Origin of the sequence: Sorangium sp. So ce117, from assembly GCF_051524395.1 — a bacterium.
GTDB classification, from domain to species: domain Bacteria; phylum Myxococcota_A; class Polyangia; order Polyangiales; family Polyangiaceae; genus Sorangium; species Sorangium cellulosum_B.
In genome coordinates, this window is record NZ_CP150309.1 from 2,779,446 (window position 1) to 2,796,952 (window position 17,507).

A 17,507-nucleotide genomic window follows, 5' to 3' on the forward strand; every position below is an offset into this window, starting at 1 on the left:
CGAGCCCGCCGCGTGGTAGGCTCCCCAGGTGCCTGCAACGCCGAAGCATCGCACGTCCCGTGTACGGGGCCCGCTCCTCTTCGCGGCTCTGATCCTGGCCATGTCCGGATTTCTTCTGGCCCTTCCCCTGGCCGGCGAGGCACGGCTCCCCACCTGCGCTCGGCCCGAGATCGTCGTCCGCAAGGGCGATGGAGCGCTCGACCTTCATTGCGCCGGCCAGAAGACGTATACGTTTTCGGCCACCTTCGGCGCCAACCCCGTCGGTCCCAAGGAGCGCGAGGGCGACGAGCGCACGCCGGAGGGCGTCTACCGCATCGACAGCAAACGCGAGAGCAAGCGGTTTTATCGTTTCCTCGGCGTCTCGTACCCGAACGTGGATGACCTGAAGCGCGCCCGCGCGAAGGGCATCGAGAAGCCGGGAGGCGCGATCGGCATCCACGGCAGCGATCCCCGCCTCGCCGGCCTGGCGCGCGCCTGGATCCGCCTCGCCAACGCCGCCGGTCTTCAGAAGCTGTGGGGGCCCACCGACGGCTGCATCGGCCTGACCAACGAGGATGTCGATGTGCTCTATGCGCTCGTGCCGGTCGGGACCAAGGTCACCATCCAACCCTGACCTTGGGTGAGCGACGACCGGCGGCCTCGGCGTCGCCGCCGCGGCGGCGCTGCTCCCCCGCGCTCGCCGAGGCGCTCGCCGCCCACCTCGGTGAACGGTAGTTCCGCCTGGCAGCATGCGCCATAGTGCGACGCGTGTCGCTCGACGCTGCGATCCACTCCTTTGCCAGCGATCCGCTCACCGACATCCTGCGGCTCACCCAGGCCACGTCGGTCATGGCCGGAGGCATCGCCGCCGGTGGCCGCTGGGCCGTCCACTTCCCGCCACCCGGCGAGATGAAGATCTCGGTCGTCGCCAAGGGCGGCTGCTGGTTCCGCCTGGACGGCCACAAGAAGGCGATCCGTGGGGAGCCGGGGGACGCGGTCCTCCTGCCCGGGCGAAGGGGGTTCCTTGTCGGCAGCGACCTCTCGGCCCCACCCCTGGACGTGATGGGCCTGCTGGCCCAGAAGCGCCACCTCTTCTCTACCCTCGGTGACGGCTCCGAGGTGCTGCTCCTCGCCGGCGGCGTGACCCTCGACCCGCGCCACGCCGACCTCGTGCAGGGCGCGCTTCCCCCTTTTCTGCACGTGCGCGCGGCCGCACCGCAGGCAGCCCCCATCCGCTGGCTCATCGAGCAGCTGCTGGCGGAGCAGACAGCGCGCGGCGCGCCGGGCGCCTTCCTCTCGGCATCGATGCTGGCGCAGCTGCTGTTCATCCAGATCCTGCGCGCCCACCTGGCCGCGGCGCCACGCCTGCCCGCGGGCTGGCTGCGGGCCCTCCGCGACGAGCGGCTGGCGGCGGCGCTGCGCCTCCTCCACGGCGAGCCGGCGCGCGACTGGAAGCTCGAGGAGCTGGCCCGCGCCGCGGCCATGTCGCGCACCACCTTCGCCGTGCGCTTCAAGGAGGCCGCGGGGGTGGCGCCGCTCCAGTACCTCACGGCGTGGCGCATACGGCTGGCGGAGCGGCGGCTGCGGGACGAGGCAGCGCCGATCTCGCAGATCGCCGCCGCGCTCGGCTACTCGTCGGAGAGCGCCTTCAGCCAGGCCTTCAAGCGCGTCACCGGCAAGCGGCCGCGGGACTACCGCAACGAAGCGCGCGGCTGAAGCTGTCCTGTCGTTTCGTACGCTCGCGACAGTGATCGGCACGCTGGCGCATGGTGCGTTCGACAGGCCATCGCTATCGATGAGGACATGCGAACCGTGCTCGTCCTCGGCGGCACCGGGCTCACCGGCCGCCGCCTCGTCGAAGCGCTGCTCCAGGAAGGGTTCCTGGTCCGCTGCGCCGTGCGCAACCTCGACGCCGCCCGCGCCAGACTGCCCGCCGCCGCCGAGCTCGTGCGCGGCGACATCGCCGACCGCGCCGCCATCGAGGAAGCGGTTCGCGGCTGCGAGGCCGTGTTCAACTGCGTGCACACGCTCTCGCCGCAGAAGGGCGCCGCGCCCGGCGAGACCTTCGTGGACACCGAGCTGCGCGGCCTGGAGAACGTGGTGGCAGCCTGCCGGATCCACGGCGTGCGGCGCGTGCTCTACGTGACCTTCCTGGGCATCACGCCCGACACGCGCTCGATCTGGGCGCGCGGTCGCTGGAAGGCCGAGCAGATGCTGCTCGGCAGCGGGCTCGACGTGACCATCCTCCGGCCGGGGCAGATCGTCGGACGCGGCGGCTTCGGCTTCGACACCACGCTGGCCAACGCGCGGCGGCGCGTGGCGCTGATCCTCGGCAGCGGCCGGAGCCGCATGCAGAACATCGCGCTCGACGATCTCGTCCATTACCTCGTGCGCAGCCTCGACGAGCCGCGCACCTTCGGCCGGGCCTTCGACGTGGGCGGCGACGAGGCGTTCACCACCGACGAGATGGTCGACGTGGCGGCCCGCGTGCTCGGCCGGCGCCCGCCGTGGAAGCTGCACCTCCTGCCCTGGCTGCTGGCGCCGTTCGCCGGGCTCTTCGAGCGCCTGGCGGGCCTGCCCCGCGGCGCCTTCGCCGACCTGCTGCTGGGCCTGGACGCCGACCTCGTCGGCGATGTGGGGCCGATCCGCGCCATCATCCCGCTCACGCCCATGCCCTACGCGCAGGCCGTCGAGAGGGCGCTCGCCGACTGAGCACCTGCACGGGCGGCCGGGGCCGCGTGTCGCTTGCGGCTGGATGCCATGCCGCCCGGCGACCGCGGACGGATCGCCCTGCCGCTCGCGCTGGCCCTCCTGGGCGCGAGTCCGGTCCGTGCCATGCTGCGCACCCTGCGCTGCTGAACCGAAGGACGCCTCACGTGAGCCTGCAGACCACCCGCGACACCTGCCTTGCCCGCGACGCGAGCGACCCGCTGCGCCACCTGCGCGACGAGTTCGCGCTACCGGACGGTGTGATCTACCTGGACGGCAACTCGCTGGGCGCCCGCCCCAAGGCGTCGCTGGCCCGCGCCAGGGAAGTGATCGAAGCGGAATGGGGTGACGGCTTGATCCGTAGCTGGAACACGGCCGGCTGGGTGCACCTGTCCCGCCGCCTGGGCGACCTCCTGGCTCCGCTGATCGGCGCCGGCAGCGGCGAAGTGGTGGTCGCCGACACGACGTCCATCAACCTGTTCAAGGTGCTGGCCGCCGCCCTGCGCCAGCAGCAGAGCGCCGCGCCCGAGCGCCGGGTGCTCGTGTCGGAGCGCGACAACTTCCCCACCGACCTGTACATCGCCGAGGGCCTGACCGATCTGCTGAAGATGGGCGGCGGCGCAGCCTACGAGTTACGCCTGATCGACTCACCCAAGGAATTGCCGCAGGTGATCCGCGACGACGTGGCGGTGCTGGTGCTCACCCATGTCAACTACAAGACCGGCACCATGCACGACATGGCCGCCGTCACGGCGCTCGCGCGCGAAGCCGGCGCGCTGACCGTGTGGGACCTGGCGCATTCCGCCGGCGCCGTGCCGGTGGACCTCCACGGCGCCCGCGCCGACTTCGCCGTCGGCTGCACCTACAAGTACCTGAACGGCGGACCCGGCGCGCCGGCCTTCCTGTGGGTGGCGCCGCGTCATCAGAGCCGCTTCTGGCAGCCGCTGTCCGGCTGGTTCGGCCATGCCCGGCAGTTCGCGATGGAACCCGCCTACACCCCCGCCGACGGCATCGGCCGCTTCCTGTGCGGCACCCAGCCGATCACCGCGCTTTCGCTGGTGGAATGCGGGCTTGCCATCTTCCGCCATACCGACATGGCCGCGCTGCGCGCCAAGTCGCTGGCGCTGACGGAGCTGTTCATCCAGCTGGTGGAAGCCCGCTGCGGCCAGCATCCGCTGATCCTGGTCACCCCGCGCGACGCCGCCCGCCGCGGCAGCCAGGTCAGCTTCGAGCACCCGCAGGGCTACGCGGTGATGCAGGCGCTGATCGCCCGTGGCGTGATCGGCGACTACCGCGAGCCGCGCATCATGCGCTTCGGCTTCACCCCGCTGTATACCCGCTTCGTCGACGTCTGGGATGCGGTGGAAGCGCTGCGCGACCTTCTGGAGAGCGGCGCCTGGGACAAGCCGGAATTCCACCAGCGCGGCGCGGTGACCTGATCCGCCCGTGGCCTGGACGGGAAGCCGCCGGGGACGCGTTGGCCCGGCGCTCGCAGCCCTCTGCGATCGGGTAGAATGGGAGGCTCTGAATCGGGCACTCTCGGACTGCGGGCGAGACATCTCTGAGGAGCACGGCTCATGGGCAAGACGGCCAAGCTGTTTTCGGTTCCGAAAGAGCGGCAGATGGAGGCGCTCTGCGCGCGCAGCGCCGAGATCCGCGACGAGTTTCGAGCGTGCTTCTCCGTGTCGCCCGGACACCCGAAGACGCACGAGGAGCCGCGAGAGGCCGAAGCGCCCCATTTCGACGGGCTCTGGGTCTTCGGGGATGGGCCCGGCGTCGAGGTGGGCGACACCGGCGCGCACGTCGAAGCCGAGCTCCTCTGCAATCGCGCGCTCGGGGAGCGCTCCTACGTGCAGTACGAGGTCCGCATCGAAGCGCTCGATCTTCGGTACAAGGGCGACTACGCGCCGTATTACAGGAGTCGCGGCAGAATCCTGAAGCACATCGGAAAGCGCCTCGAGCTCTTCTGCGCGTACTCGCTGCTCGAGCTCCACGAGCTGGTGCGGAGCCGCGGGGTCGAGGACACGACGCTCGGCGCGCTCTTCTCGCCCAGGCACGTGAAGGCCAGTTTCATGGCGTTTCGCGTGCCGATCCGCTTCACCGGCGACCTTGGTTGAGGTGCGGCCCGGCGCCTCGCGACGCGCGGCATGTCGGTCTCGGCCCGTCGCCGGGCACGGCGCGCCGGGCGACGGCTCGTCATCGACCGGCTGTTCTGGCAGGATTTCTCTAGGCGCGCGCGCTCACGAGCCAGCAGGCCGCGGTGAAGCGGGCCGCGCCCTCCTGGACGTAACCGTCGAAGGCAGCGCGAACCGCCTGGGCCGTCCGGGCGCGCGTCGGCTCGTCCGCGTCCCGCAGCGCCTGACCCACCGGTCCGAGCCTTGTGACGTAGGCGAGGAGGTCGTTCTCCGCGACGCCGATCGGCACGTCGATCGGGCGAATGTCGACGTCGGTCCAGCCGCTCGCGTCCAGGATCCGCTGCAGCCGCTCTCTGTCCGCGAAGGCGAACGGGCCGGGGGCGTCGGGGTCCGGGACGCGCAAGCTCGGCAGGAGCGGGGCCGCAGCGCGCGCGGCCTCGGTCATGAACGGGTTCTCGTCCGCGCTGCGCCATGCCACGAACGAGAGCTTTGCCTCGCGCCGGGCGGCGCGCCGGATGTTGGCGAACGCCGCCGCGGGATCGTCGAAGAACATCACGCCGAAGCGCGAGATCACCGCGTCGAACGTGCCCTGCTCGAACGCATGGGTCTGCGCGTCCGCCTGGACGAACGCGGCGGACGCCAGCCCCTCGGCGGCGGCGCGTGCCCTGGCGGCCGCCACGAGCGGCCCGGAGATATCCACGCCGAGGCAGAGGCCCGCTGGCCCGAGGCGCCGCGCCATCGCGAGGGACGTGGCGCCCGCGCCGCAGCCGACGTCGAGGACGCGCCCGCCCTCGCCGGGGAAGCCCTCGTCGATGAGCGGCGCCACGAGCGGGGCCATCATGCCGTCGAGCACTTCCTGCATTTCCACCCAGGTGCGCCCGCTGGCCTCGTTCCACAGCGTGGCCTGGTCGCGATTCGGTTGATGGGCTTCGGACATCGGCGTCTCCTTCGGTTTGCAGTCGGAACTCATGTGCCGTAGTCTGCAAGCTCAAGTCAACTTGAGGTCAAGCGTGAAACAGCTGGACATCGCGGAGGTGGCCCGGCGCTCCGGCGTGCCCGCCTCGACCCTGCGGTTTTACGAGGAGAAGGGGCTGATCGCGTCCACCGGGCGGAGGGGCTTGCGGCGCCTGTTCGACCCCGGGGTGCTGGAGCGCCTGGCGCTGATCGCGCTCGGCCAGGTGGCGGGGTTCTCGCTGGACGAGATCGCCCGGATGTTCTCGCCCGACGGCCGGCCGCGCATCGAGCGAGAGCGGCTGACAGCCAAGGCCGAGGAGCTGGACCGGACCATCCAGCGCCTGGTCGCCCTGCGCGACGGCCTGCGCCACGCGGCGGCGTGTACCGCGCCGAGCCACATGGAGTGTCCGCGCTTTCGCAGCATCGTCCGGCTCGCCGGCGCCGGCCGTCTCGATCCCCCTTCCGGTCCCAGAGAGGCGCGTGTGCAGGAGGGCGGGAACCCTGCCCGGCGGAGCGTGGGGCGCTCCCGGGCTGGCGGGACCGGGGCTCGTACCGGGTTGCGGCCTGCTACCGTCGCGCTCGAGGCGAGCGAAGGCAGGAACGGGAGCGGGCGAAGTTGAAGCAGGGAGAGGGAGAGGAAGAGGAGCGGCGGGCGGCCCGGGAGCGTGCGCCGCGACGGACGCTGGTGGCGAGTGCGGCCGTTGCCGTCGCGGTGGCCCTGGTGGTGGCGGTCATCGTTGTCCGGGCGCTGGAGCAGCGGAGCGCGGCACGGAATGCGGAGGCTGCCGCGCGGAGGGCGGAGGAGGCGCAGCGGGAGGCGGCGACCCAGGCGGCGCTGATGCGAGCATCCTCGCTGATGGCCGGCGCTCGTGAGCTGCTGGCGCGAAATCGGCCAGAGTCAGCGGTGCAGCTGCTGCTCGAGGTGAGAGACGCGGAAAACGTACGTGGCTGGACCGAGCTGACACGTGATGTGCTCGCCGCGGCTCCTTTGATGCTCACGATGCGCGGCCATCGGGGCGACGTGCTGCGTGCTGACTTCAGCCCCGATGGGAAGCGCATCGTCTCGGCCTCGAGCGACAAGACGGCGCGGGTGTGGAACGCGGAAGGCAGCGGAACGACCGTGGTGCTCCGGGGCCACGAGGGCGCCGTGATGTTCGCGGCGTTCAGCGCCGACGGGCAGCGTGTGGTCACGGCCTCGGACGACGGGACGGCGCGGGTGTGGAGCGCGGATGGCAGCGGCACGGCCGTGGTGCTCGGGGGCCATCAGGGCGCGGTTGTGTTCGCGGCGTTCAGCGCGGATGGGCAGCGTGTGGTCACGGCCTCCCACGACAGGACGGCGCGGGTGTGGAACGCGGATGGCAGCGGCACGGCCGTGGTGCTCCGGGGCCACGAAGGCGAGGTGGGCTCCGCGGAGTTCAGCGCGGATGGGCAGCGTGTGGTCACGGCCTCCCACGACAAGACGGCGCGGGTGTGGAACGCGGATGGCAGCGGCACGGCCGTGGTGCTCCGGGGCCACGCGGCTGCGGTGATCTCCGCCGCGTTCAGCGCTGACGGGCAGCGTGTGGTCACGGCCTCGAACGACAAGACGGCGCGGGTGTGGAACGCGGATGGCAATGGCAGTGGAGCGCCGGTGGTGCTCCGGGGCCACGAAGGCGAGGTGAGCTCCGCGGAGTTCAGCGCTGACGGGCAGCGTGTTGTCACGGCCTCGAACGACACGACGGCGCGGGTGTGGAACGCCGGGAGTGCCCGGAACGGCCCTGTTCACGCGGATGAGTCCGAGCACGCGCAAACCGGTTGCGACCACGACCACGCGGAGGACGGAGGCGCGCCTGTCGTGCTCCGCGGCCATGAGGCAGGCGTTGGGTACGCGACGTTCAGCGCCGATGGGCAGCGGGTAGTCACCACCGGGTTCGACAGGACGGCGCGGGTGTGGAACGCGGACGGCAGCGGCGTGCCCATCGTGCTCCGTGGCCACGAGGGCGACGTGAGCTCCGCGGCGTTCAGCCCTGACAGGCGGCGCGTGGTCACGGCCTCGAACGACACGACGGTGCGTGTGTGGAGCGCGGACGGCAGCAGCATGCCTGTCGTGCTCCGAGGGCATGAGGCCCCGGTCTGGTCGGCGGCGTTCAGCGTCGATGGGCGGCGCGTGGTCACGGCCTCGAACGACACGACGGTGCGTGTGTGGAGCGCGGACGGCAGCGGCATGCCTGTCGTGCTCCGGGGGCACGAGGCCCCGGTGTGGTCGGCGGCGTTCAGCGCCGATGGGCGGCGGGTGGTCACGGCCTCGCACGACAAGACGGCGCGTGTGTGGAACGCGGACGGCAGCGGCGCGCCCGTCGTGCTCCGAGGCCACGAGGCAGGGGTCGGTTTCGCGGCGTTCAGCGCCGACGGGCAGCGGGTGGTCACGGCCTCGAACGACAGGACGGCGCGTGTGTGGAACGCAGACGGCAGCGGCACGCCCGTCGTGCTCCGGGGACACGAGGACTGGGTCAGATCCGCAGCGTTCAGCGCCGACGGGCAGCGGGTGATCACCATCTCGCACGACAGGACGGCGCGTGTGTGGAATGCGGACGGCAGCGGCGTGCCCGTCGTGCTCCGGGGGCACGAGGCCCCGGTCTGGTCCGCGGCCCTCAGCGCCGACGGGCAGCGGGTGGTGACGGCCTCGCACGACAGGACGGCGCGTGTGTGGAACGCGGACGGCAGCGGCACGCCCATCGTGCTCCGCGGCCATGAGAGCTCGCTGCTCTCGGCGGCGTTCAGCGCCGATGGGCAGCGGGTGGTGACGGCCTCGCACGACAAGACGGCGCGTGTGTGGAACGCGGACGGCAGCGGGGCGCCGGTGGTGCTCCGGGGCCACGAGGCAGGGGTCAGCTTCGCGGCGTTCAGCGCCGACGGGCAGCGGGTGGTGACGGCCTCGCACGACAGGACGGCGCGTGTGTGGAACGCGGACGGCAGCGGCACGCCTATCGTGCTCGGAGGCCATGAGGGCTCGCTTCTCTCGGCGGCATTCAGCGCCGACGGCCAGCGCGTGGTCACCACGTCGGACAAGACGGCGCGGGTATGGGCCATCTCTGCCGACGCGCTTCGGCAGGCCCTTCGCGCCGCCACCAGCGACTGCATCTCTCCTGAGATGCGCCGGACCTACCTCGACGAGAGCGACGAAGACGCCCGTCGGGGCTACGAGTCCTGCGAGCGCTCTTACGGCCGGGTCCCGTTCTACGCAGACGTTGACCTGCCGTGAGCCGCAAAGGTGCCTGCTCGACATCGAACGACCGGCCGGCCGCCCGGCAGCGAATCGGGCACCTGCGGGGCTCGCCGGTCGTAGAAGGACGCGGGGACGGGCTCGTCGGGAAGCACGCCTACGACGGGCGGCGCTCTAGCACGGAGCGCGCGGACGGCGGGATGTCATCTTCTACAGCGCGCTCGCGTCGGTGACAGCCCCTGGGAGAGCGAGCCACATCGTGCGGTCCGGAGGAGGGGCATCGGCTCAGGTGCCGAGCGCGATCCAGTTGACGTCGACGCCGTGCACCTGGCTGCCGAACCAGGTGCTGAGCAGCACCGTGAAGCCGGCGCGATCGATGTGGCGCGCGCACACGCGCACGCGCACCGCGTCGCTGCCTTCCACGTCCAGACCGGCGATGCCGATGTGCACGACCGGCGGGCTATTGAACTCGCGCTCGAACTCGACGCGTGCAGAGAACTCCCGATCGATGCCCTCGCTGGGCGGTCCGAGCAGGTTCCAGTGCGGCTGCGCCTTGCCAAAGTGGTTCGTGCCGGCGAGCATCTGCAGAGGGGTCACGGCGGTAGTCATGGCGGCGCATCGGAGTCGAGGCGCCGAGCCGGGTCAATCGCCTTTGCACGAGGCCCCTCCCCGAGCCGGTGGACGACACGCGACGGAAACTCGGGAGATCACCGGAGCGCCTCGTGAGCGCTCCCGGCGCGCCGCCAGGTCGTGCTCCGCGGTGGATGCTCGGCAAGCGATGAGCGCCTGCCCATGCTCGCGATCGAGCGCTCGCGCCGAGGCGCTGCTCGATCTCCTTGCGCAGGGAGTCCGGCGTGTCGCTGGGCGCATGGCGGCTGACGATGTCAACCCGCATGGTGGGGCGAGATGGCCCTGGATCGGCCAACCCTCTCTGGACTCCCTACCTGCTCAGCGACATCGACCGAGCAGAGCGCGACGCAGGATAGAGCGTGGCGCGAAGAGAGAGGTTGAACCACACCGCCACGGCGCATTGACCCACCCGAATGCCCCTGGCACCCTGCCGCGTCCATGAACGCTGCCCTCCCCAGCACCCTGGAGCTCCTGCTCGCGGACGCCACCGCGCTCCGCCCCACCCTTGCGGCGGGCCTGCCCGAGGTGACGGCGGGCATTGCGCCGCGGCCGGACAAGACGTCTCGTCGTGTGGACGCGCTCGTGCGCGAGATGCCCGACGCAGATCCCAACGATCTCGCCCTCCAGCGCTGGTCGGTGATCGCGCCCGAAGGCGCGCTGGGCGACGAGGCGCTCGAGGCGATCGCGCCGCTCCTCCGGCTCCGGGAGGCGGAGCAAGGCGCGCCGGTGACACCCTACCGCGTCGAGCCCGGAATGGGCATGGCGGAAGCGCTCCGCTGGAAGACCGATGTGCTGCGCGACGAGTCGATTCCGGAGGAGGAGAGGCCCCGGTATCTGCTCCTCCTCGGGGATCTCGACGCCGTCTCCCCCGAGCTCCAGCACGTCCTCGCGAACGGCGCGTTCGTCGGCCGCCTCCACATCGCGGGCGCCGACGGCAAGCCGGATCCCAGCGGCTATGCCGCGTATGCAGACAAGGTGGTGCGCTGGGCCAAGGCGCCTTCTGGCCACGACCAGCCCGACGCGCTGTTCTTCGTCGCGGACGACGGCACCGCCGCTACCCAGCTCGGCCGCAGCCTGCTCATCGCGCCTTGCGTCGCGATGGCGCGGAGGCAAGGTAGGCGACCGTTCCCGGCCGCGAACGTCGTCGAGATCCCAGGCGCCGGCAGCGCAGACGATCTCCTCCGCGCGGGGAGCACGCCGAGGCCTTCCGTGCTCCTGTCCGTGAGCCACGGGCTCGGCCGGCCCCGCGGCGGGTGGGCCTCCGTCGATCAGCAGCGCGCGCTCCAGGGGGCGCTGCTCGTGGGCGCACAGGGCAGCACCGCGTCGCTGCTCACGGCGGAGATGCTGCAACACGCGCCCTTTCTCCCAGGCGGCCTGTGGTTCTGTCTGGCCTGCTTCGGGGCCGGGACGCCGAAGGAGAGCGCGTTCTATCCCTGGCTCTCGCTCCTCGCGCGCGAGGGCGCCTACGGCGGCCAGGTCCAGCGGGTGCTGGCGAGCTTGCCTCAGGGCGGCGAGCGCCCGTTCCTGGCCGCGCTGCCGCAGGCCGCGCTCCGGAATCCAGAGGGGCCGCTCTCGGTGATAGCGCACCTGGATCTGGCCTGGACCTTTGGCTTCGTCGATCCCAGCAGGATGACCCAGAGCCGCGCCTCCCGGATCTTTGGCAGCATCCAGGCCATGGCCCGCGGCAGCCGCGCCGGCGTGGCGCTCGACGCGCTGATGCGCTCCTACCGCGAGGTCAACGATGAGCTGCTCGCCGGCTACCACGCCGAGGAGGACGCGCGCGTGTGGAAACGGCCCTCCCCGGTCGATCCCATGCAGCGCGGCAGCGCGTTCATGCTGCGCAACGATCTGCGGGGTTATGTGCTCCTCGGCGATCCCGCGGCGCGGCTGCCCCTGAAGGGGAGCCAGGCCCCGCACCCGACAGCGCCGTAGTCAGCCATCGCGAACCCGGCGCGCGCGTCGCTTTCCTGACTCGCGCAGATGCGAGCACGCTCACGCTTACGACCTACTCCACAGCCGTCGATGGGAACGCCGTGGACGGGCAGAGTCCTGCGCCTTCATGGTCTGTCGCTCTACATCGCGAACCAGGCCCAGCCCGTCCAGCGCCGCTCGCCCGTCCGTCACTCACGGAACCTCCGATGTGAGGGACGGTGGCTTTCGTCGCGGGCACCGGCGCGCGCCGTAGACAAGGCGCTGAAGCACAGGCATCTTCAACGATGCGGCATGGTGCGTCTGCTGCGCCGCACGGGCCGCGGGGGAGGTATGGATGCACGCAAACTTGGACGCATTTCCTGAACCGCTCGCGGTGCTCGACGCGAACCTCCGGTTGCGGGAGGCCAACCTGGCCTGGCGCAACGCGTTCGGAGAGGCGGCGCTGCTTGTGCCCGAGGCGGAGGAGGCCGCTCGCGCGGTGCTCGGCGGGGTCCAGAGCCGGGCGGAGATCGACGCCACGGCGAGCAACGGGGCGAGCCCGCAGCGCTGGACGCTCCTGCGGTGCTCGAGATCCGAGGGAGAGCCGCTCGTCTTCGTCCACGCTCATGCGGCCGACGACGCCGCGCAGCGCCGCCGCGAGGAGGCGCTCGCCGAGGAGCTGGAGCTCCTGCGCAACTTCATCGATCTCGCGCCCAACCTCATGTTCATCAAGGACCGGCGCAGCCGCTACGTCATGGCGAACAGCGCCCTCGCGAGCTGCTACGGGATGACGCCGGCGCAGGTCGTCCACGCGTCCCAGCACGAGCTCACCACGAGCGCGGATGAGGCCTCAGGCTTCACCAGCGTCGACCGGCAGGTCATCGACACGGGACAACCCGTGGTCATCGAGGAGAAGGAGACGCGGCCGAACGGCGACGTGCACTGGTACGAGACGGTCAAGAAGCCCATCCTCCGCAGGAGCGGTGAGGTGCAGGTCGCCTGCTTCTGCGTGGATGTCACCGAGCGCCAGAGGGCGCAGGACGCGCTCCAGAGCTCGGCGCGCGAGCTCGAGGCCATGGCCGCGGCGGCCCGGCGCGAGGCGGACGAGAAGTCGGCGCTCGCGGCGGAGCTCGACCGGAGGCTCGCCGTCATCCAGGCGCAGCACCGGCAGATCCTGGCGCTCTCCGCGCCCATCCTGGAGGTCGCCGATGGCGTCGTCGGCGTGCCGCTCATCGGCGCCATGGATGAAGAGCGGACGGCCACGCTCACCGAGCGCCTTCTCAACATCATCGCGACGCGGCAGGTGCGCAGCGTCGTGCTCGACCTCTCGGCGCTCGAGACGATCGACACCCGCACCGCCGATCGGCTGGTGGGCATCGTCCGCGCGATAGGCCTGCTCGGCGCGCGCGCGGCGATCACGGGGATCCAGCCAGCGGTCGCGCACACGATGACCTCGCTGGGCATCGATCTGTCGAGCATGGTCACGATGCGCACCCCGAAGGACGCGATCCGCCTCTTCTCGACGGCCGGCCCAGCCCGCTAGTCCGGCGGGCGCGTCACATCGGCTCTTGAAGGTCCTTGTAGCTCGGCAGCGCGCCGAAGTTGAACCCGATGCCGAAGTTGTAAACGAGCCCCCGGCCCTCGAGGCTCTTCATCATCGTGAGCTCCGGGTGGATCGCGAAGTTGTCGGAGGTCCGGAACTGGAACCCGAGGCTGCCTCGGAGGAGGAGGCCATCCGCGCTCGAAGCGGCCTCGCCGTCGTCCACGATATTGCCCGAGGCGAGGCCGTAGGTGACGCCAGGGGTCAGCACGATCGAGAACCAGTCCGTCGGGTTCACGCCGAGCATCACCGGCGCGTGAAGGTAGACGATGTGGACCGACGCCTCGTCGGACGCGAGGTAGAAGTACTGAACCCCCGGATCGACGGCGAGATCAAAGACGCCGCGGACGGGGTTCACCTTGAGATCGACGCCGAACGAGCTGAGGTTATGGACGTGGGCGCCGACGTCGAGGATGTCCGTCAAGCCGGTCCGGAGCTGATACGAGGGCAGCGTCGGCATGAACCCGCTGGTCGTCCTCGTCCTCGCCTCCGCCTGGCCGGTCTCAGGATTCACCTCGTCCTCGGTGATCTCGCCGATGTAGCCGAAGCTTTCGAGTGACACCGAATGCGCGACCTTGCCGGGCGCCACGGTCCGCGGGGTTCCGTAGGAGTTCGGGTTGGGGCAACCCGAGAGCAGGGCGCCGAAGAGCAGGACGGCCGGAAGCGCAAGGAGACGAGCAGATGGCTTTCGCATAGCCGACCATCCTATCCATTCCACACTTGCGATGTCCAGGAGTGTCGCGGAGAGAGCAGCATTACAGCATAAGGGCTTCACGCATCGGTCGATTCGCCACTCCCTTGTTGGGATCGGGCCATGGAGCGTATACGTCGGCGGCCTCACGCTCCTTCCTTCGCGCAGCGTCGAGGCAGGGCCCGAGCTTGAGTCGAGGACCCGAAGCAGAATCCGGCATGGGGGGCGCTCACCGCAGCTGGGGCATCCGCTGCAGGTGGGGCACGCCGGCGAGGGATCCGGCCAACACGCGGGCGTGCCGCCGCACCTCGTCGGCGCCGAGCGGCCCTCCGTGGCCCAGGTGGAACGTCTGTATCCCCTCGTCGACCAGCCGCGTGAGCTCGACGCCGACGGCGCGCGGGTCCAGCTCGAACGGGGGACGGATGGCGTGGCCGAGCCGCGCGAGCCCGCCCAGCATCAGCCCCGAGGCGACCAGATCTCCGACCAGCGCCTCGCGCGACTCGAGGACGACGGAGAGTGAGCCCTGGGTGTGCCCGGGGGTGTGGCGCACGCGACCCGCGACCCCGTAGGGAGCCAGATCGAGCGTCTCGTTGCCGGACAGCACGATGTCGGGCGCGACAGGCGCGTAGCGCTCGTGAACGAGAGGGGTCCGGACGAACAAGCGGCCGAACCAACCCGTCGGACAGAACGTCATCGGAGCACGCCCGTTGAGGTGCTCGACCTCGGCCTCGTGGGCGACGACGAGCGCCCCGGAGCGCTCGCGCAGCTCGGCGGCGCTCCCGGCGTGGTCGACGTGGGCGTGAGTGACCACGATCGCCTTCAGGTCGGACCAGCCACGGCCCGCGCGCGCCAGCGCCTCGCCCACCCTGGGCGTCGCGTCCGTCACGCCGGCATCGACAAGCACGCAACCCGTGGCGCCGACGAGCAGGTGGGCGTTGAGCATGCGAAAGGGTAGAATGGGCACGCGAATGATCTGGGCGGCAGACATGATGTTCCTCCGGGGCCGAACGCCTGGCCCCAAGGTGGCGTGTCGGGGCGGCTCTCGCCTGGCCCGATTCGACGCGGCGGATGGTCCACGATGGAACTGACCCACGTGGCGACACCCCCGGAGTCGATGCTCGAGCGCGCGGTGCAGGCCGGCCCTGGCGAGCTGCTCTGGCTCGGCGCCGAGCCGTTCGAGGTCCGCTGCGAGCCCAGACAGGCCGCGGGGCTGCTCAAGATCATCGCCGTGGCCGAGGGGGAGGGGGTGATCGCGCAAGGGGGGCGCCGGGCAATCCTGCGCGAAGGGACGTTCGCGTGGTTTCAGTCGGACACCCCCTTCGAGCTGACGATGCGCCGGGGCCGGCGGCTGCTGCTGCGGATGCCGCTCTCGGCGGTGCAGCAGCGGCACCCCGGGGTCGACCTGCGGACGGCCGTCACGCGCGGCGAAGAGCACGCGGGTGAGCGGGTCGTGGCGGGGCTCTTGCGCCAGATCCTGTGCGAGAGCTCCTCGCTGTCGGAGCGCGACTGCGTGGCGGCCGTCGGCGTGGTGCTCGAGGCGATCGGGATGTGCGGCCGCGCGCCCGAGCTTCCGCAGGCGAGGGTCGAGCGGGCGCTGGCCGACATCGAGATTCGTCTCGGCGATCCGACGCTCCAGCCGGCGGATATCGCGCGGGCGCAGGGGGTGAGCCGCCGTTACCTCGACGGCGTGATGGCAGAGCAGCTGGGCTGCTCGCTGGCCGCGCACATCCGGCGGCGCCGGCTCGAAAGGGCGGCGAGCGAGCTCTCGATCCGCCCGATCGAGGCCGTGTCCGAGGTCGCCGCGCGCTGGGGCTTCCGCGACACGAGCCACTTCACGCGCCTGTTCCGGGGCCACTTTGCCACGACGCCCGCGGCCTACCGGCGCGCGGCGCTTCACGGCACGTGCGAGGGCGGCGGGCGCACGGCCGACGCCGCGTCGCTGGCCCGGGGCTCGTCGGCCGCGGAGTAGCCCGCCCTACGTCGGCACGGGGCGCGTGTCGTGGGGGCCCGCCTCGCCGGCAGGCGCCGGCTGACTGCGCTCCAGCGCCTCGATGCGCCCGAGGAACGCGCGCCCCTTGGCCGGATCCGTCATGTACACGAACGCCGCGAGCCCCTTGAGCTGCGCGAGCGTCTCGCCCTTGCCCGGCCTCCCGAGCTCCCGGTTGCGGATCGCCGCGCGCAGCGCGCGCACCCGCTCGCGCGGGACCCGCGCCTCCGGCGCCCCCTCGCTCGCCTGGTTGACGACGAGGCCTGTCACCTTCTGCCGGCTGCCCTTGCGCATCACCACGGTCTTGCTCGGATGCAGCCGGAAGCCCTCCGAGCTCAGGATCTCCCGGAGCCCGCGGAGCAGCGCGCCCACCGGCGCGCGCGGCCGCGCGGCGCCGGCGACGCCCGGCGCCTCGGGCGCGCGGAACGAGAACGTGAGATCGTCAGCATACCGCGTGTAACGAAGCCCCAGCTTGCGCGCGAGGCCGGACGCGCGCCGATCGAGCCGCAGGCAGATCGCGTTCGTGATCGCCGGGGAGGTGGGCGCGCCCTGCGGGAGCACGCGCGGGCCCGTCGCCACGTAGAGCGTCTGCCCTCGGAACTGCACGACGTCCCGCGGCGACTCCGTCGAGAGGAGCGCAACGAGCGTCGCGGGACCCTCGGCCACGCCCGCCTTGCGGAGCAGGCCGCGCACCCGGCGCCACGTGATCGTCGGGAAGAAGTCCTTGATGTCCACCTTGACGATCGTGTCGGCGCCGGCATGCGCGGCGGCGTTCGTGACGATGGATCGGCTCGCGAGGAAGCCGTGCGCCGCGGCGTGGACCGGCAGCTTCTCGAACAGGTTGCGGAGCGCCCAGCGCTGCGCGCGCTTCAGATCCCGCTTCGGCGACGAGATGGTGCGCGCGCTGCCGTCGCGCTTCGGGATGTGCCACCGCCGGTAATGGGTGCCCGTGTCGACCTCGCGGTGGTACGCGAGCCAGCGGAGCCGCGGGATCGACAGCCCCAGCGCGCCCGCGAGCTCGGCCGCGCCCGGCAGGTCGGGGAAGCCGTGCGCCCGCGCGCGCTCGCTCAGCCCGGGCACATCGAGCCTGTCCGGCCCGCCACGGTCGCTCCAGTGCACGCCCGCGCCGAGGTGGTTGACGTGCGTGGCGACGTAGGCCTCCCAGGCCAGGCGGCGCAGCGAGCGGCGCTCCCTGGCCTCGACCTTCTTGCGCTCCTTCCACTGCGCGCGCTCCCGGTCGGACATCGCCTTGGGATCGCCGGTCGCGAGGGCGCCCTTCGACGTGAGCTCCGCGCTCACCCACGCGTCGATCCCGCCCGCCTCGTCGATCGCCTTCCAGCGGGCGACGCGCTCCTCATGGGCGAGCCGGCGCGCTTCTGCGCCTGCGCCGCGGGCCGCCGCGCCGCCGGGGGCAGGCGGCGTCGTGATGGGGAGAACGACGGGGGCTCGGGCTTGAACGGTCGCGTCGATCTTCGCGGTCATGTCTCGGTGGGAGCGTGGTGGTGAGTCACGATGGAAGCGATCTGTCCTCGGGACGCCGGACCGTCGATCGCTGTCTCATGTCGCCAAGAGAGGCTCCAAGCGCATCACCTTCATCGCTTGGTGCACGGTAGCCTCACCGGTTCTCCGGCTAGACGAGCCCTACGGCGTCGGGAGAAACGGCGTTTGCGAGGTTGTCTCAGCTCTCCCGACGCCGTAGGGCTCGTCTA

The 17,507-nt window shown here is 71.5% G+C and carries 14 protein-coding genes and 1 pseudogene; 10 read left to right on the top strand and 5 right to left on the bottom strand.

Annotated features, from left to right (window positions below; all coding sequences use genetic code 11):
• The first annotated feature begins 100 nt into the window (after positions 1 to 100).
• The 5 genes from WMF46_RS10540 to WMF46_RS10560 all read left to right on the top strand — a co-directional run bounded on the left by WMF46_RS10540 (position 101) and on the right by WMF46_RS10560 (position 4,805).
• A complete protein-coding gene (locus tag WMF46_RS10540; RefSeq protein WP_437985488.1) occupies positions 101 to 613 on the top strand; it encodes a L,D-transpeptidase family protein in 513 nt (170 codons plus the stop codon).
• A 134-nt stretch (positions 614 to 747) separates the two neighbouring features.
• Positions 748 to 1,695 (top strand): AraC family transcriptional regulator, encoded by a 948-nt coding sequence (locus WMF46_RS10545; RefSeq protein WP_437985489.1) that lies wholly within the window; start codon positions 748 to 750, stop codon positions 1,693 to 1,695.
• Between the two features lie 87 nt (positions 1,696 to 1,782).
• Positions 1,783 to 2,691: an SDR family oxidoreductase gene (locus tag WMF46_RS10550; RefSeq protein ID WP_437985490.1), complete on the top strand. Its 909-nt coding sequence runs from the start codon at positions 1,783 to 1,785 to the stop codon at positions 2,689 to 2,691.
• 170 nt (positions 2,692 to 2,861) lie between these two features.
• On the top strand, positions 2,862 to 4,127 hold the full coding sequence (kynU, locus tag WMF46_RS10555; RefSeq protein WP_437987882.1) for a kynureninase: 1,266 nt from the start codon (positions 2,862 to 2,864) through the stop codon (positions 4,125 to 4,127).
• A 138-nt stretch (positions 4,128 to 4,265) separates the two neighbouring features.
• On the top strand, positions 4,266 to 4,805 hold the full coding sequence (locus WMF46_RS10560; RefSeq protein ID WP_437985491.1) for a hypothetical protein: 540 nt from the start codon (positions 4,266 to 4,268) through the stop codon (positions 4,803 to 4,805).
• A gap of 109 nt (positions 4,806 to 4,914) precedes the next feature.
• On the opposite strand, the gene WMF46_RS10565 is transcribed toward WMF46_RS10560, so the two are convergent.
• Positions 4,915 to 5,760 (bottom strand): class I SAM-dependent methyltransferase, encoded by an 846-nt coding sequence (locus WMF46_RS10565; protein ID WP_437985492.1) that lies wholly within the window; start codon positions 5,758 to 5,760, stop codon positions 4,915 to 4,917.
• 73 nt (positions 5,761 to 5,833) lie between these two features.
• Between WMF46_RS10565 and WMF46_RS10570 the strand changes: the two are divergent.
• Positions 5,834 to 6,262: pseudogene (locus WMF46_RS10570) on the top strand (helix-turn-helix domain-containing protein); the annotation flags it as partial.
• Between the two features lie 515 nt (positions 6,263 to 6,777).
• Positions 6,778 to 9,018 carry a WD40 repeat domain-containing protein gene (locus tag WMF46_RS10575; RefSeq protein WP_437985493.1) on the top strand — a complete coding sequence of 747 codons (2,241 nt, stop codon included), beginning with the start codon at positions 6,778 to 6,780 and terminating at the stop codon, positions 9,016 to 9,018.
• 246 nt (positions 9,019 to 9,264) lie between these two features.
• Here the strand turns inward: WMF46_RS10575 and WMF46_RS10580 are convergent, their stop codons facing one another.
• Positions 9,265 to 9,588, bottom strand: a complete 324-nt coding sequence (locus WMF46_RS10580) for an H-type lectin domain-containing protein (protein ID WP_437985494.1) — start codon at positions 9,586 to 9,588, stop codon at positions 9,265 to 9,267.
• A 459-nt stretch (positions 9,589 to 10,047) separates the two neighbouring features.
• Here WMF46_RS10580 and WMF46_RS10585 point away from each other — a divergent pair, with 459 nt between their 5' ends.
• A complete protein-coding gene (locus WMF46_RS10585; protein ID WP_437985495.1) occupies positions 10,048 to 11,541 on the top strand; it encodes a hypothetical protein in 1,494 nt (497 codons plus the stop codon).
• Positions 11,542 to 11,875: 334 nt separating this feature from the next.
• On the top strand, positions 11,876 to 13,063 hold the full coding sequence (locus WMF46_RS10590) for a PAS domain-containing protein (RefSeq protein WP_437985496.1): 1,188 nt from the start codon (positions 11,876 to 11,878) through the stop codon (positions 13,061 to 13,063).
• Between the two features lie 13 nt (positions 13,064 to 13,076).
• On the opposite strand, the gene WMF46_RS10595 is transcribed toward WMF46_RS10590, so the two are convergent.
• Both WMF46_RS10595 and WMF46_RS10600 read right to left on the bottom strand, forming a co-directional pair.
• Positions 13,077 to 13,814 carry a hypothetical protein gene (locus WMF46_RS10595; protein WP_437985497.1) on the bottom strand — a complete coding sequence of 246 codons (738 nt, stop codon included), beginning with the start codon at positions 13,812 to 13,814 and terminating at the stop codon, positions 13,077 to 13,079.
• A 226-nt stretch (positions 13,815 to 14,040) separates the two neighbouring features.
• Entirely contained in the window at positions 14,041 to 14,799 is a 759-nt protein-coding gene (locus WMF46_RS10600; protein ID WP_437985498.1) for an MBL fold metallo-hydrolase, read from the bottom strand.
• A 90-nt stretch (positions 14,800 to 14,889) separates the two neighbouring features.
• Here WMF46_RS10600 and WMF46_RS10605 point away from each other — a divergent pair, with 90 nt between their 5' ends.
• Positions 14,890 to 15,780 carry a helix-turn-helix transcriptional regulator gene (locus tag WMF46_RS10605; protein WP_437985499.1) on the top strand — a complete coding sequence of 297 codons (891 nt, stop codon included), beginning with the start codon at positions 14,890 to 14,892 and terminating at the stop codon, positions 15,778 to 15,780.
• 6 nt (positions 15,781 to 15,786) lie between these two features.
• On the opposite strand, the gene WMF46_RS10610 is transcribed toward WMF46_RS10605, so the two are convergent.
• Positions 15,787 to 17,280, bottom strand: a complete 1,494-nt coding sequence (locus tag WMF46_RS10610) for a reverse transcriptase family protein (RefSeq protein ID WP_437985500.1) — start codon at positions 17,278 to 17,280, stop codon at positions 15,787 to 15,789.
• Positions 17,281 to 17,507 lie beyond the last annotated feature (227 nt).

Excerpts from the sequence above, each read along its gene's own strand:
- WMF46_RS10540 (WP_437985488.1), top strand. The coding sequence starts at position 101 with ATGTCCGGATTTCTTCTGGCCCTTCCCCTGGCCGGCGAGGCACGGCTC.
- WMF46_RS10550 (WP_437985490.1), top strand. The coding sequence starts at position 1,783 with ATGCGAACCGTGCTCGTCCTCGGCGGCACCGGGCTCACCGGCCGCCGC.
- WMF46_RS10560 (WP_437985491.1), top strand. The coding sequence starts at position 4,266 with ATGGGCAAGACGGCCAAGCTGTTTTCGGTTCCGAAAGAGCGGCAGATG.
- WMF46_RS10565 (WP_437985492.1), bottom strand. The coding sequence starts at position 5,760 with ATGTCCGAAGCCCATCAACCGAATCGCGACCAGGCCACGCTGTGGAAC.
- WMF46_RS10575 (WP_437985493.1), top strand. The coding sequence starts at position 6,778 with ATGCGCGGCCATCGGGGCGACGTGCTGCGTGCTGACTTCAGCCCCGAT.
- WMF46_RS10580 (WP_437985494.1), bottom strand. The coding sequence starts at position 9,588 with ATGACTACCGCCGTGACCCCTCTGCAGATGCTCGCCGGCACGAACCAC.
- WMF46_RS10585 (WP_437985495.1), top strand. The coding sequence starts at position 10,048 with ATGAACGCTGCCCTCCCCAGCACCCTGGAGCTCCTGCTCGCGGACGCC.
- WMF46_RS10590 (WP_437985496.1), top strand. The coding sequence starts at position 11,876 with ATGCACGCAAACTTGGACGCATTTCCTGAACCGCTCGCGGTGCTCGAC.
- WMF46_RS10595 (WP_437985497.1), bottom strand. The coding sequence starts at position 13,814 with ATGCGAAAGCCATCTGCTCGTCTCCTTGCGCTTCCGGCCGTCCTGCTC.
- WMF46_RS10600 (WP_437985498.1), bottom strand. The coding sequence starts at position 14,799 with ATGTCTGCCGCCCAGATCATTCGCGTGCCCATTCTACCCTTTCGCATG.
- WMF46_RS10605 (WP_437985499.1), top strand. The coding sequence starts at position 14,890 with ATGGAACTGACCCACGTGGCGACACCCCCGGAGTCGATGCTCGAGCGC.
- WMF46_RS10610 (WP_437985500.1), bottom strand. The coding sequence starts at position 17,280 with ATGACCGCGAAGATCGACGCGACCGTTCAAGCCCGAGCCCCCGTCGTT.